Origin of the sequence: Flavobacterium flavipallidum, from assembly GCF_038289905.1 — a bacterium.
Classification (GTDB): domain Bacteria; phylum Bacteroidota; class Bacteroidia; order Flavobacteriales; family Flavobacteriaceae; genus Flavobacterium; species Flavobacterium flavipallidum.
This window is the reverse complement of sequence record NZ_JBBYHU010000002.1, coordinates 116,249-131,859: the sequence shown is the minus strand read 5'-3', so window position 1 is coordinate 131,859 and position 15,611 is coordinate 116,249. Positions and strand designations below refer to the sequence as shown.

5 protein-coding genes are annotated in these 15,611 nt (G+C 35.7%); all 5 read left to right on the top strand.

Going from position 1 to position 15,611, the window contains the following annotated elements:
- The first annotated feature begins 98 nt into the window (after positions 1-98).
- The 5 genes from AAEO59_RS01895 (at position 99) to AAEO59_RS01875 (ending at position 15,553) form a co-directional block, all read left to right on the top strand.
- The gene (locus AAEO59_RS01895; protein ID WP_341699052.1) at positions 99-8,006 is read left to right on the top strand and encodes a pectate lyase family protein; all 7,908 of its coding nucleotides are present in this window, start codon (positions 99-101) and stop codon (positions 8,004-8,006) included.
- Positions 8,003-8,707, top strand: coding sequence for a hypothetical protein (locus AAEO59_RS01890; protein WP_341699051.1), 705 nt, complete (start codon positions 8,003-8,005; stop codon positions 8,705-8,707). The genes AAEO59_RS01895 and AAEO59_RS01890 overlap by 4 nt, the downstream gene beginning before the upstream one ends.
- Before the next feature lie 208 nt (positions 8,708-8,915).
- Positions 8,916-10,055 carry a FecR family protein gene (locus AAEO59_RS01885; protein ID WP_341699050.1) on the top strand — a complete coding sequence of 380 codons (1,140 nt, stop codon included), beginning with the start codon at positions 8,916-8,918 and terminating at the stop codon, positions 10,053-10,055.
- A gap of 163 nt (positions 10,056-10,218) precedes the next feature.
- A complete protein-coding gene (locus AAEO59_RS01880) occupies positions 10,219-13,743 on the top strand; it encodes a TonB-dependent receptor (RefSeq protein WP_341699049.1) in 3,525 nt (1,174 codons plus the stop codon).
- Between the two features lie 10 nt (positions 13,744-13,753).
- Positions 13,754-15,553: a RagB/SusD family nutrient uptake outer membrane protein gene (locus AAEO59_RS01875; protein ID WP_341699048.1), complete on the top strand. Its 1,800-nt coding sequence runs from the start codon at positions 13,754-13,756 to the stop codon at positions 15,551-15,553.
- Positions 15,554-15,611 lie beyond the last annotated feature (58 nt).

Genomic DNA, 15,611 nt, shown 5'->3' with positions numbered 1-15,611 from the left:
AGGAACAAAAAAATCGGAAAATAGTACCAGTATTTCCCGATTTAGTAAGCTGTTTCAAACGACGTATCGAGTTAAATCATTTAAAACCAACCAAAATTATGAAAAAAATTTTACTTTACTTGACCATCCTATTTGCTTCTCTGCAAATGTGTGCGCAAACAGTAACTATTACTGAATCCGTGGGATGGTTAGAATCTGCTTATGTGAAATGGCAACCCGTTTCCGGGGCGCAGAGTTATAATGTATATTATAGCGGTAATAGTATAACTAATCAAAAAATCGACAACCAATTAATTCGCAGTTACGGAACTTATTTTCGTGCTGATCTTTTAGGACTTGCAGCAGGAACTTATACTGTTACTGTAAAACCTGTAGTTTCAGGAGTTGAAGGTGCAGGTGCAACAACATCAAGTCTTACAGTACTTGCCCATGACCGAAATGGGTTTGCTTTTCAGGGTGGGCGTATCCCGGGAGGATACAATATGGATGGTACTCCAAAAGCAAATGCTGTAATCGTTTATGTGACAGAAAATACCAAAAATACAGTTTCGTTAAATGTTACGGGTGCGACAACCAATCCATGTGTGGGTATTCAAAATATTCTTTATGGTTTTAAGAAAGGTATGGATAATAGACCATTAATAGTGCGTTTGATTGGTAATGTTACTGATATGAGCGTAATGGATGGTGGTGACATGGTAATTGAAAATAAAAATAATGCATCAGGTTCTATTACAATTGAAGGTGTTGGAAATGATGCTGTTTGTAATGGATGGGGAGTGCGATTGAAATCGGCTTCTAATATTGAAGTACGAAATCTGGCTACTATGAATGTTAATAGTACTGCCGGAGATAACATAGGAATGCAGCAGGATAATGATCATATCTGGATACATAATAACGATTTGTTTTATGGTAATGCAGGTAGTGATGCAGATCAAATAAAGGGTGATGGTGCGTTAGATAATAAAACTTCTACTTATTGTACATTTTCCTATAATCATTTCTGGGATAATGGGAAAGCGAGTCTTTTAGGATTAAGTGAAAATACTACTACTGGTTTATATGTAACTTATCACCACAACTGGTTTGATCATTCGGATTCACGTCATCCGCGTGTACGTTTTTATTCGGCACATATTTATAATAATTATTACGATGGTATTGCAAAATACGGAGCGGGTTCTACAATGGGATCTTCGTTATTTGTAGAAGGGAATTATTATAGAAATGCGAAACACCCGATGATGATTTCTTTGCAGGGTACTGATGTTTGGAGTAGTTCAAAACAAGCTAATGACCCTGCTAATATGGGAACTTTTTCAGGTGAAGACGGAGGTATGATTAAAGCATTTAATAATACTTTTGATGCTGATTTAGGTACTAATGATATGCGATTTGTAGCTTACGGTGATACAAATTCTTTATATAATATTTCAGGTAAAATAAGTTCGACAATTGATTTTGATGCTTATGTAGCTGCTACAAGAGGTGAGCAGGTACCAAATACGGTAAAATCATTTGCCGGAGCTAATGTTTATAACAATTTCGATACTGATGCGAGTTTATATGTAAAAAACCTGGTTACGGATGCTCCTGCGGCAGCTAAAGCTAAAGTGATGCAATATGCAGGTCGTGTAGGAGGAGGTGACTTTAAATGGACTTTTAATAACAGTGCTGATGATTCGGCTTATTTGATTATTGATGCTCTTAAATCGGCTGTTACTAATTATGTTACTAGTTTAGTGGCGGTACAAGGAGAGACTGTAGTTTCTAGTCAAACTTTAACATCGACTTCAAATACCAATCAAACTGTTAATACAGGTTCGGCAATTGCAAATATTGTATATACCTGGGGAGGGGATGCAACAGATGCAACCGTTTCTGGTTTGCCAGCATCAGGAATTACTTTTGTAAAAGATGCAACTGCCAAAACTATAACTGTTTCAGGAACACCAACAGCTAATGTTTCTTTTTCAATAACAACAAGTGGTGTAAATGGAAATCCTGCAATTGGTTCAGGGAATATTACAGTTGTAACACCGGGTACAAGTTCGGGTGGTGAAATTCATAATTTTACTGTTTCTGGTAAAACGAGTTCTTTCTATACCATTGTTGGAAATATGAATTCAACAGACGGAGTTCAGTCTTACGATGGAGTAGATTTGACGGCTCGCTTGAAAATTGAATCAGCTACAACTATTAGTTATACAACTACAGGAGTTTCTACTTTGACCTTGGTTTTTGATCCTACTTTTGCAGGAGCAATTAAACTTAATGGAACTTCTTATACAGCAAGTTCCGGAATAGTTTCAATTCCTAATCTTGCTGCAGGAAGTTATACCATTACAAAAGGGGATACTGCCAATCTATATTATATAAAAACGGCTTATGCAACTTCTTCATTAATAACACCAACACTATCTAATTTTACTGTGCCAAATAAGACAGTTGGAGATGCAGCTTTTACATTGACAGCTCCAACATCTAATAGTTCTGGTGCATTTACTTATACAAGTAGTAATACAAGTGTTGCAACTGTTAGTGGTAATACAGTTACAATTGTTGGAGAAGGTATCGCTACAATCACAGCCAATCAGGCTGCAACTTCAACTTATGCAGCTGGAAGTATAAGTGCTACTCTATCGGTGGCACCTGGTGCAGCTAATCCGGCACCATCGTTGTCTAATTTTACGATTCCAAATAAAACGGTGGGTGATGCTGCTTTTACAATAACAGCTCCTACTTCAAACAGTACAGGTGCATTTACTTACACAAGTAGTAATACGGCTGTAGCAACTGTTAGCGGTAATACTGTTACTGTTGTAGGCGCAGGTACAGCTACGATTACAGCCAATCAGGCGGCGACTTCAAATTATGCTGCCGGAAGTATTGCTGTAGGATTTACGGTTACAGCTGCAACTGCAGGTAAAACAGAAGTTTGGGATTTTGCTGCAGAGCAATTAGATACTTCTATATACAATAATAAATTGGATGTAAGTACAATTAATGGATGGTATCCTGTTACTACAGTTGCAGGTTCAATAAGTACTACCAATACTATGCCTACAAGTTTTACTGTAGGAGCATTGTCATGGGTTGGTAATACAAGTGACCGACTAAGAACTACCAATACAAGTATAACACGTTATGATGAAAATATTGCAGGGGTAACGGGTTATAGCGGAAGGGTTTATTGCAATGGTACATCTACGCTTTCCTCAGGAGTGCCAACTAATAGATTTATGAGAATTGCATTGGATAAAGACGATGAAGTAACTATCATCACCAGAACAGATGCTGATGCAACGCTTAGTTTTGTTGACGAAGCTAATCCGACAACACAAACAGAAACCTTAAGTGTCTTATCTGCCAATCCGACTACAACAGCGGTTTTCGTAGCTAAAAATACTAGTACGTTCAAAATATATTCAAATGGTAAAACCAGTTTCTTTAGAATTTTAAGAAAAGCTGCTTCTGCATCAACAGTTAGTTTAACTGCTCCGACTTTATCCAATTTTAGTGTGGCTAATAAAAAAGTTGGTGATGCTGCTTTTGCATTAACGGCTCCAACTTCAACAAGTGATGGCGTATTTAGTTATACAAGTAGCAATACAAGTGTTGCCACAATTAGTGGTAATACCGTAACGATAGTAGGTGCTGGAACAACAACTATTACGGCAAATCAGGCGGTGACAGCAACCTATGCTTCTGGAAGTATAGCTGCAACTTTAACGGTTACTACACCGCTAACGACTCCAACACTTTCTAATTTTACCATTCCAAATAAAACAGTAGGAGACGCAGCTTTTGCATTGACAGCACCTGTGTCGAATAGTGATGGTGCTTTTACTTACACGAGCAGTAATACAGCCGTGGCAACCATCAATGGAAATACAGTTACAATTGTAGGTGAAGGTTCAGCAACAATAACAGCCAATCAGGCGGCTACAGCAAGCTATACTGCAGGAAGTATTACGGCTGATTTGACTGTTGCTGCAGCACCAGTTACAAGTTCTGTTATTTATGATTTTAGGGATGGGGTAATTATTGCTGCCGGAAAAAGTGCTGATAATGTAGTTACTTTGAGTGGAGGAAACTACAAATTACACGGTGCAACTTATGGTCTTAACATGAAAGTTGATGGTCAAATTGATATTGCTGTAACCGGAAGTTGTACGGTTCGATTTCTAGGGTCGCAATATTCTTCATTACAAATGGAAGGTACTGCTACTTCGACAGGAGATTTAGGAACAAAAGCGACTAAAGTGGTTGTAGATCGCGTAGATACTTTTGAATTTGCATATATTGGCGGACCTAGAACTTTACGCTTTAAACTAGTGGCTCCAGGGACTGATTTGTACTTGCCATTACTTGAGATTATACCAAATAATGTTACTATTGCCAAAGCCGATGTTTGGGATTTTGGAGGGGTACAACTTGACGAAGTTTTGTATAATAATAAATTAGATGTAAATACCATCAATGCCTGGTATTCCAGTACGATTACAGCAGGAAGTTCAGGAATTGTATTGCCTTCTTCGTTCACTGCCGGTGATTTAGGATGGGTTGGTGGAACCAATGACCGACTTAGAACTTCTAATACGGCAATTACCAGATATGATACCAATATAGGTTCAGGAGCAGCTGCGGGATTTACCGGAAGAATTTATGTAAACGGAACGGCTCAAACAGGGCGTTACTTAAGTTTTAATCTGAAAGAAGATGATGAGTTAACCGTTTTTGCCAATAGTGATGCAGCTGGAAAATTGAACTTTGTTTTTGTTTCAGATGCAAACGTACAATCGGATTTAGTTGCAACTACGACTACAACAACGGAATATAAATTTGTAGCAAAAAAAACAGGTTTATACAAAATATTTGATCCGGTAAATAAACCAAGTTATTACCGTGTGTATAGAAAGCCTGCCACTTATGTTGCTGTTTCGGGTACTATTGATATCACTAAAGCCGCTGATATACCTGCAGGATATACAGTTGATTTGACCAATCAATCTGGTAAAACCTGGAGTGCTACAGTTTCAAACGGAAAATATAATGCGATTGTACCAGCGGGATATACTTACACTTTAAGTGTTGGTAATGCAAATGGGTATTTGATTACATCGGGGGATACTTTTGCAGTAACAGTAGATGCTAAAGTTAATAATATTGCTATTGCTAAAATTACGTTATACACTGTAACAGGAAATGTAACTGGACTAGGGACTGATATTACTAAATTAAGTTTGAAATACACTCCAAATCCTGCAGCAAATAGCGCATATATTCCTGCGCCAACAATTAATACAACTACAACTCAGTACTCTGTAAAATTAGAAGCAGGAGTTGCCTATACAATTTCAGGTATCGGAGTTAATGAATATGAAGTTTTGGCTAATTCAATTACGGCTAATGCTAATGCAACTGCAGATGTTGCCTTTACTTTGAAACCTAAATACAAGGTTACAATTACAGCACCAACTTTGGATGCGACACAATTGTCTAAATTAGGATTGAAGTTTACAAATACCAATGAGGCAGGAGTAAGTTATACGTTTACTGATATTAGTAATATTAATTTGCGTAACGGGACTTATTCTGTTGCGGCAATTGGTTTGGATGAATATCCTTTGGAATTGGCATTGACTTCTAATTTGGTAGTTTCAAATGCAGCAGTTTCTAAAGAATTAACTTTTAAAACCGTAACGAACTGGTCGTTTGATGATAAAGTAATTACTAGCGCAACAACCAGTTATAAAGGAATGTTGTTTACGGGTTCTGTTGCCAACGAAATTGCGAAAGGTCATTTGAATGCATCGGCTAGTTCAACATTAAGTGTGCCTGTACAGCCAAATCAAAAAGTGACAGTTACTTATTATTATGCGGCTAATTTTTCAATTGCCGGAGGGACTGCTGTTACGACAAGTAGTAACAGTACAACACTTTTAGAAAAAGTAGAATATGTGTATACAGGAACCGTTCCAGGAAATGTGGTAATTGCTGTTAATGGCACAACTTATTTTACAGATGTTAATGTGGATGTTATTGTACCTTATGCACCGGTAATCACAGTTGGTATTGACAAAGATTATCAAACTATAAATGCAGCTTTGAAGGCTATTTCAAAAATGGTACGTACCTCATCTCAAAGAGTTACTGTGGTAATTGATCCAGGAAACTATGAGGAAATGATCGTAGTAAATAGTCCAAATGTGACTTTCAAAAATGCATCGAGCACACCAAGTATTGCGCTAAAAAATAAAGGAGTAGATATTGATGCAAATGCAGTTCGTATTACATCTTACTACGGATATGGGTATAGCTACTACAGCCAAGGGAATGATAATAAATGGAACGCTGAGGTTTTAGCTGTCAATAAAGCAAATAATAGTTATACCTATGAAAATGTAAGTGGTACTACTAATGGTTCTTATTGGGATGCTACAGCGGTAATTGCGGCCAATGGTTTTGAGGCTGAGAATATTATTTTTGAAAATTCATTCAATCAATATATTTCTAAAAAAGAATCACAGGACAAAGCGGTAATGTGGGCGGTAGGAAATAAAGGATTGCGTCCTACAGATTACGGAAATACTGCAGTTCAAAATAGAAGCTTTGTTGAAAGAGCGGCTGCAATTGGAATTCCTAATGGAGTTGATAAAACCATTCTGAAAAACTGTAGAGTAGTGGGTCGTCAGGATTCTTTCTATGGAGGTCAAGGTTCCAGAGTTGCTATTTACAAAGGAGTGATGATGGGGGCTGTTGATTATATCTTTGGAGGAATGACAGCTGTATTCTATAAAACTGATTTCGCTATGAATGTGAGTGATGTAGCGGGAGATGCGGCTTATTTAACAGCTCCACAACAAAGCAGCGGAAGAGGGTATTTATTGTATGAATGTAAAGTAACTTCTGCTGAACCTGGAGTTGAAACAGCTTCGGCTTACAGAGCTAAACCGGGTTATTTTGGGCGTCCTTGGGCGGCAAATACTAGTGAAGTTGTGGTTTACAAAGCGACTATCGAAACTTCCAATTATACCGGTTCAGAAGGTTTGTCGTTGATCGCACCAGAAGGATGGACTAATTCTTTAAGCGGAACTTCTGATAATATTTATGAATTTGGAACCATTGAGAAATCAGGTGTTAATAATGCTGGAAGTCGTGCAAGTTGGACAAAAGTGATAACTACTCCGGTGCTAACTGATGGTACTGAAATTAAACCATTTAACTTTACCAAAGGAGCTGACGGTTGGGATCCATTCCCAATTTTGGAAACTATTACCAGTTTGCCAAATAATAATTTTACTGTAAAAGTAAATAGTGCTACTTGTAATGGTATGCAAAACGGCTCTATTACAGTTGCTTCTAATGAGCAAACATTAAACTATACGGTTTCTATCAATGCAACTTATGTAACTCTGGATACGGCTTCAGGTTATTCGAAAACAATAGATAATTTAGCTGCCGGAGTTTACAATGTATGTTTTTCAACTCCGAGTATTCCTGGTTTCTCACAATGTTTTGAAGTGAAGATAGAGGAGCCGGAGAAAATAAATATTAGTTCATTTGTTTCTAAAAATGCTAATACTGTTAAACTAATAATGACAGGGGCATCGACTTACAAGGTAACTATTAACGGATTAGAGGAAATTGTAACAGCTTCTGAATATAGTGCTAAGTTAACATCTGGATTAAATACTATTTCTGTAAGTACGGATTTAGTATGTCAGGGAACATTTGATGAAACTATTTTCCTTTCGGAAGATGTTCAATATTTTCCAAATCCTACAACGGGGACTCTTAATGTTTATTTAGCTGGTGATGACTCTCAGCTAACTGTAAGGGTTTTCGATATGGCAGGGAATAAATTGTATGATGGTGTAAAATCTATTGAAGAAAATAGAAATATTGGTTTGGACTTGACATCATATGTTTCAGGTGTTTATATGGTGCAATTAGAAGGAAAAACAATTAGCAAAACATTTAAAATTGTAAAAAAATGAGAAAATCATTAATATATATTGTGCTTTCATTGGTGATGCTAAATACTGCCTGTACTAATGATAATAATGAAAATAGTGTTCCGGTAATTGGTGAACTTGACTTAGCAACTCCTCTTGATAATTCGACTTGTGAAGGCGTTTCGACTTCAAGTACTAAATGTGAAGTGACTTTGAATTGGGTGCCAACAAGTGATAATGAAAGTTATGTTTTAACTATAACTAATTTAAATACTAATAAAGTAGTGCTAATTAAAAATGATATTAAGACAACATCATATAAGATCATTTTAGATAAACAAGTGCCTTTTTCATGGACAGTAGCTTCCAGAGATAATGTTACTAGAAAAATCAGTAATAGAAGTCCTGTTTGGAAGTTTTACGCTTCGGCAGGAGTAAGTGTTGCTAATTTTGCTCCGTTTCCGGCAGATTTATTGACTCCTATTCAGGATAAAATAGTAACAGCAGTTGATGGTAAAATTATTTTAAAATGGTCAGGTTCAGATACAGAAGGGGATAGTTTGAAATATACTGTTTATATTGATAAGGTTGATGGCAAGCAAACTCCAGTTACCGAATTGACGAATATTACAGCTACTCAGGCTACGGTAAGTGTTAGTAGTGGTGTTTATTATTGGAGAGTTAAAACTTCCGATGCTAATAGTAGTTCGTTTTCTCAAATAGTTCGATTTACGGTAAACTAGTAAAAGTTAAATTTATTTTTTTCAAAAAAGCCTGAAGAGATTCAGGCTTTTTTCGTTTTTGGTAAAAACTAAAGTGTTGGTAATCATTAAATATGAAATAAATGCTTGAGTTTTTTTAGATATGTGAAAAAAAAGTCAAAAAAATAAAGAATCTTGTCACCCCAAATCTGTTTTTTTATAACATATCATTAACATACCTAATAAACATATGAAATCGAACTCTGAATTGGTTACTATCCTAAAAGAAATTGTAAGTAATGGAAGTATTGATGCCTCCAGAATAAAATTATTGCCTCCGGAAGAACAGGAGTTGATAAAGGAGTTAGAAAAGAATCATTTACTTGATGAAGCCTTGTCTCTTATTGATTCATTGGATGAAGAACAAAATTGGGAAGAATTAAAACAAAAAATTAATTCTAAAAAGAAAGCTATAGTTGTTCATTGGAAGACCGTTTTTCAATATGCTGCCGTGTTTATTACATTATTAGGTTTGGTTTATGTGTTTCAATATAAAACTGCTAAAGCAACTACAGTTGTAATACCGGACGACGCAATCCAATTAGTTCTTGAAAATGGAGATATTCAAGTATTAAATCCAAACGGGACAAATCAAATTATTAAAAAAGACGGGACTGTTGTAGCATCTCAAAATGAAAACCAAATCAGTTATAGTTCCAATAAACCAATGGATAAGTTGGTCTATAATGAAATTAAAATCCCTTACGGGAAAACTTTTACAGTGACTTTGTCTGATGGGACAAAAGTAAGTATGAATGCTGGTTCATCTTTAAAATATCCGGTTCAATTTATTAAAGGTCATACTAGAGAAGTTGTTTTAGATGGTGAAGCATTTTTTGATGTAACTAAGGATAAAAAGCATCCATTTATCGTAAAAACAAGAGGTGTTGATGTTAGAGTTTTAGGAACAAAATTCAACGTAAGTTCTTATAAAGAAGATGTGGATATTAATACCGTATTGGTTGAAGGTTCTGTAAGTTTATCAAATGCCGCTAAGCCAAATGAGAAAGCAATTTTAGTTCCGGGTGAAAAAGGCACTTGGAATAATGGTCAAAAAGAGATTGTTGTTGAAAAGGTAGATACAAGTTTTTATACCCAATGGATGACAGGAGAATTAGTTTTTAGAAAAACAGCTTTTAAAGATATTATTCTAAAATTAGAACGTTGTTATAATGTCACAATTGATAATAATAACAAAGAACTGTTTGATAAAAAATTCAATGGTAGTTTTAATAAAAATATTGAATCTATTGATGATGTTTTAAAAGCCATGGGTAAAATTCAGGATTTTACTTTTAAGAAAGAAGGCAAACAAATAACGATAAATTAATTTACTAACAGATAAAACTAAACAAATTTATGAGGTGAGCATGTAATTTTTTAAGAAAGAAATACATGAAAAAAAAATCGGAAAATAGTACCAGTATTTCCCGATTTAGTAATGTGTTTTAAACGACGTATCGAATCAAATCATTTAAAATCAATCCAAAAGTATGAAAAAAATAATTAACGGAAGATGGCTCTATCCGTACTTACCTAAAATAAGCCTTAAAATGAAACTAACCACAATATTACTGATACTGTCTTTGGTTAAAATTCAAGCGAGTAGTTACTCTCAAAACACGAAGCTTTCTTTAAAACTCAAGGAAGCAACTGTGGAGCAGGTATTTAATAAAATTGAATCTGTATCTGAGTACAGATTTCTTTTTGAAAGCAACCAGATAGACCTTAATAGAAAAGTTAATTTGAATGTTGAAAAACAAAAGATCAACGACATTTTAAGTATTCTCTTTAAAGGGACTAACACTGCATACTATGTTAATGACCGCCAAATAATCCTGAAAAAAGAAAAGGAGGTTTTAGAAAAGGAAGCTATTTCAGAAAATAAAAAAAAACTGCAACAAAGCATTCAGGTTACTGGTGTAGTTACGGATGCTAATAATATGCCCGTTCCAGGAGTAAATGTCTTAGAAAAAGGAACTAAAAACGGAATTCAAACTGATTTTGATGGAAAGTTTTCTATAAAAGTAAATAGTACAAGTAGCGAATTAATTTTTTCATTTATAGGATATGAAACCGTAACAAAGCTTGTTGGAGCCAACAAGACAATGAAAGTCGTTTTAAAAGATGAGAGTTCTACTTTGAATGAAGTAGTTGTAATAGGTTACGGTACTGCAAAAAAAGGAGATTTAACAGGTTCAGTTGCTTCTGTTGGCGGAGAAGATTTGAAAAAAACCAATATGAATAATGTTGCAGAGAGTTTAACAGGTCGCGTCGCAGGGGTTCAGGTAACTTCTTCGGAAGGATCTCCGGATGCAGCCATTAATATTCGAATTAGAGGAGGTGGCTCCTTAACTCAAGATGCTGCGCCATTAATTATTGTTGATGGTTTTCCAATTGCTAATCTTAATGATATCGCACCATCAGACATTGAAACTATTACCGTTTTAAAAGATGCCTCTTCAACAGCAATTTATGGTTCCAGAGGAGCTAATGGTGTTATTTTGGTAACCACTAAAAAAGGAAAAGACGGAAAAATTTCAGCCACTTTTAATTCGTTTTATGGATTTAAAAAGATTGCCAAGACTATTGATGTTTTAAATCCAGAAGAATATGCAAGATTGCAGTATGAGTATGTAAATCGTTTTAAAGAAAATGACGGTTCCTATCAACAATATTTTGGACAATGGTCTGATCGTGATCTTTATGCCGGAATGAAAGGGAATAACTGGCAAAAACAAATTTATGGTCGATTAGGCGAGGTTAGAAACCGTGATCTAGGGATTCGTGGTGGGACTGAAAAGATGAACTTCAACTTTAATTATGCTCATATTGACGAGAAAACTATTATGATTGGTTCTGAATACAAAAGAAACAACTTGTCTATGGCTGTAAAAAGTAAAGCAACAGATAAAATAGATTTGTCTTTCACAGTGCGTTATTCGGATACTGAAATAAAAGGGGGAGGAACCAATGAGCAAAATGCTAAATCGGTTTCAGCTGATGCCCGTTTGCGTAATAGTGTGGCTTATGCGCCAATTCCTTTAGAAGGTTTAACTTCTGATAATACTGATGAAGCTGATGCGAGTTTCTTAGTGCATCCTTTTGTGGCAGCTGCTGATAATGATCGCCTTCAGTTAAGAAAAAATTTCAATGTTTTAGGAGGTATATCTTATAAAATATTGCCAGGACTTCAGTTAGGTTCTGATTTAGGACTTGATAATTATTACAATCAGGATTACCGTTTTTATGGACGTTCCACTTTTTATGTTAGAAATCAGGTAGCAGCAGAGAACCAAGGCAAGCCGGCTTTAGCTTTATCTGATAAAAAAAATGTTACTTTTAGAATAGCTAATACGATTAATTATGATTTCAAGAAAGTTTTGGGAGAAGATCATAGCTTAAAAGTACTGGCTGGTCAGGAATTAATTAAAACGAAAAGTACTGAATTGACTAGTGAAATTCATGCTTTCCCTTTGTTTTTTGACTTCCAGAGTGCTAAAAATCTTTCTTCTCAGGGAGATGCGCAGTTCACACAAACTTCTTATGCTCCTGAAGATAAATTATTATCCTTTTTTGGACGTTTAAATTACGATTATAAAAACCGTTATTTATTTACAGCAACCTATCGTGCTGATGGTTCTAGTAAATTTTTAGGGAATAATCGTTGGGGCTATTTTCCTTCAGCTGCTCTAGCATGGAAACTTTCCGAAGAAAATTTCTTGAAAAATGCTTCCTGGTTAAAATTATTGAAACTAAGAGCCAGTTATGGTCAGGCTGGAAATAATAATATTCCTGTTGGTCAAACCAGCTTGTTGTTTAATCCAAATGTTACAACTTGGGTTGAAGGAGTTTCCAGTTTTTGGGCACCTTCGAAAACAATGCCTAATCCAGACTTAAAATGGGAAACAACCATAACCCAAAACTTTGGTTTAGATTATGAATTGTTTAACGGTAAGGTTAGTGGTAGCGTGGAAGCGTATAAGAATATTACCAGAGATTTGTTGATTAATTTTATTGTTCCTGGTACTGGTTATGATACGCAGTATAGAAATATGGGAGAAACTCAAAATACGGGTATTGAGGCTTCCTTAAATCTTAACATTATCAATAAACCGAATTATGGTCTGAGTTTGTCTATGAACTTTGGAATGAATAAAAACCGTATCAATTCATTAGGAGTGATGAATGATTTCTTCTGGTCAACTGGTTGGGCATCTACCGCATTTGCAGATGATTACGCAGTAAGAGTGGGACAACCCTTAGGAATAATGTATGGTTACAAGAACGATGGACGCTATGAAGTATCTGATTTTGATTATAATGGAACTAGTTATACTTTAAGAGAAGGAGTTCCTACTACTACACTTTTAGGTACCCTTGCTCCTGGTGTGATGAAATTAAAGGATATTAACGGAGATGAAGTAGTAGATGCCAAAGATTTAACAATAATTGGTAATGCTAACCCTAAACATACAGGAGGTTTTGTATTAAATGCTAATGCTTATGGTTTTGATTTATCGGCAGCCTTTAATTACAGTTTTGGTAATGATGTTTATAATGCTAATAAGATTGAGTATAGTACAGCAACTGAAAATACTCAGTATAGAAATTTAAGTACTATAATGGCTTCCGGCAACAGATGGACTAATTTGAATGCAGCGGGAGAAATTGTTACTGATCCGGCCGAATTAGAAGCTCTGAATGCCAATACTACTTTATGGTCTCCATTTATGAGAAATTATGTGTTTAGTGATTGGGCTGTAGAAGATGGTTCTTTCCTGCGATTGAACACACTTTCATTGGGGTACACCATCCCGGCAGATGCACTTTCTAAATATGGTATTGCTAAATTAAGATTTTATGCTACGGCTAATAATGTTTTTGTTATTACAAAATATTCAGGTTTAGATCCAGAGGTTTCTACCATCAGAAGAACACCGCTTACACCTGGAGTAGATTTTGCACCATTCCCTAGAAGCAGACAGGTTTCTTTTGGTTTAAATCTTAATTTTTAATTTTTGAAAAATGAAAAAAGTACTTTTATATATATCAATAATTACAGTTGGATTTTTAAGTTCATGTAATTCGGAGGATTTTTTAGACGCTCCGGCAAAATCAACTTTAGATGAATCGGTTATCTTTTCTAATGCAGGTTTGGCTAAAGGGGCAGTAGATGGAATTAAAGTTCCATTTGGAGAAACTAACTCTTACCGTGGTCGTTTTTTACCATGGTACGGTTTGAATACTGATGTAGAGTGGTTTAATACATCTCAAACAATAAATGCTAATACGGAACTGGTTAATTACAATACAAAATGGGATAATACAAATATGAATACGACTAACAATGCCTGGGCAATGATGTATTCGGGTATTGAACGTGCTAATATTTGTATCCGTGGTTTGCGTACCTATGGTAATCCGCAACCAGGTACTGAATTGGGTTACCTTTTAGGGGAATCCTTAGCATTGCGAGCGGTATATTATGCTGATTTGTTGAAAGCCTGGGGAGATATTCCTGCCCGTTTTGAACCAATAACTTCAGCAACAATTTACATTCCAAAATCAAGTCGTGATGTAATTTATAAGCAGCTAATACAAGATTTAGGAGAGGCCGCTGATTTAGTGCCTTGGCCTAATGGAAGTGTTGCTACTTCCAGTGTACATCGAATCAATAAGGCTTTCGTAAAAGCATTGAGAGCCCGATTAGCAATGGCTGCTAGTGGATTACAGCAATATCCTGATGGAATAAGAAGAAGTACTGATGCTGATCTTTCGGTTAGTAAAATGTACAAACTGGCGTTAGATGAATGTAGAGATGTGATTAATAGTGGAACAGCACGTTTAGAACCTTCTTTTGAAACTTTATGGCGAAAATACAATCAGGAAGATGTGACTGCCGGAGGTGAATCATTATGGCAAATTCCTTTTGCTGATGGGCGTGGTCGTATGTTGTTTACTTTTGCGGTTCGTCATAATAGTATCGATCAATTTCAGGCAAATGGTAATAACAGAGGTGGTGCTGCTGGTCCGCTTCCTTTCGTATTCTATGATTATAACCAAGCCGATACCCGTAGAAATGTAACCTGTGTGCCTTATAAATATGGTACCGCAGTTAATGGAATTTCAAAACAGGAATTGAACGATTTAGATACTTGGTATTTTGGGAAATACCGTTACGAATGGATGTCACGTTATGTTACTTCTACTAATGATGATGGAGTGGATAAATTGTACATGCGTTATGCCGAAGTGCTTTTGATTGCTGCCGAAGCAGCTAATGAATTAGAAGGTCCTTCAGCTGCTGCTCCATATCTAAAAACAATCAGAAACAGAGCCTTTACCACAAATCAGGCAACTATGGTTGAAGCTTATGTGAATGCATTAACTACTAAAGAAGCGATGTTCAATGCGATAGTAGACGAACATAAATTTGAATTTACCGGGGAAATGGAACGTAAACAGGCTTTGATTCGTTGGAATTTGTTAAAAGCAAAACTGGATGAAGCTAAAGTGAAAATGACAAATCTTCAGGCTCGTACTGGCGAATATGCCGATGTGCCTTCAACTTTATATTATAAAACTGCTGCCGATAATGTTTCGTTAGATATTTATGGATTGAATCGAGGAGAAACTACTAATCCGGGAGCAGAATATACTGCAAAAACATGGCTTAAGTTGGAACCACTTAAAATCAGCACGCTTTATGACGCTACTATTAATCCTGATACAAGACAATTTTGGCCTATTTGGCAAGTATTTATTAGTGGTAGTAATGGTCAGTTAGTGAATGATTACGGATATGGAAATCTAATAGTAAACTAAAAGAATGTTTTACAGCCATAAAATAGCTAATTGATGTTTTCATCATTTAGATGAATTT

Excerpts from the sequence above, each read along its gene's own strand:
- AAEO59_RS01890 (WP_341699051.1), top strand. The coding sequence starts at position 8,003 with ATGAGAAAATCATTAATATATATTGTGCTTTCATTGGTGATGCTAAAT.
- AAEO59_RS01880 (WP_341699049.1), top strand. The coding sequence starts at position 10,219 with ATGAAAAAAATAATTAACGGAAGATGGCTCTATCCGTACTTACCTAAA.
- AAEO59_RS01895 (WP_341699052.1), top strand. The coding sequence starts at position 99 with ATGAAAAAAATTTTACTTTACTTGACCATCCTATTTGCTTCTCTGCAA.
- AAEO59_RS01875 (WP_341699048.1), top strand. The coding sequence starts at position 13,754 with ATGAAAAAAGTACTTTTATATATATCAATAATTACAGTTGGATTTTTA.
- AAEO59_RS01885 (WP_341699050.1), top strand. The coding sequence starts at position 8,916 with ATGAAATCGAACTCTGAATTGGTTACTATCCTAAAAGAAATTGTAAGT.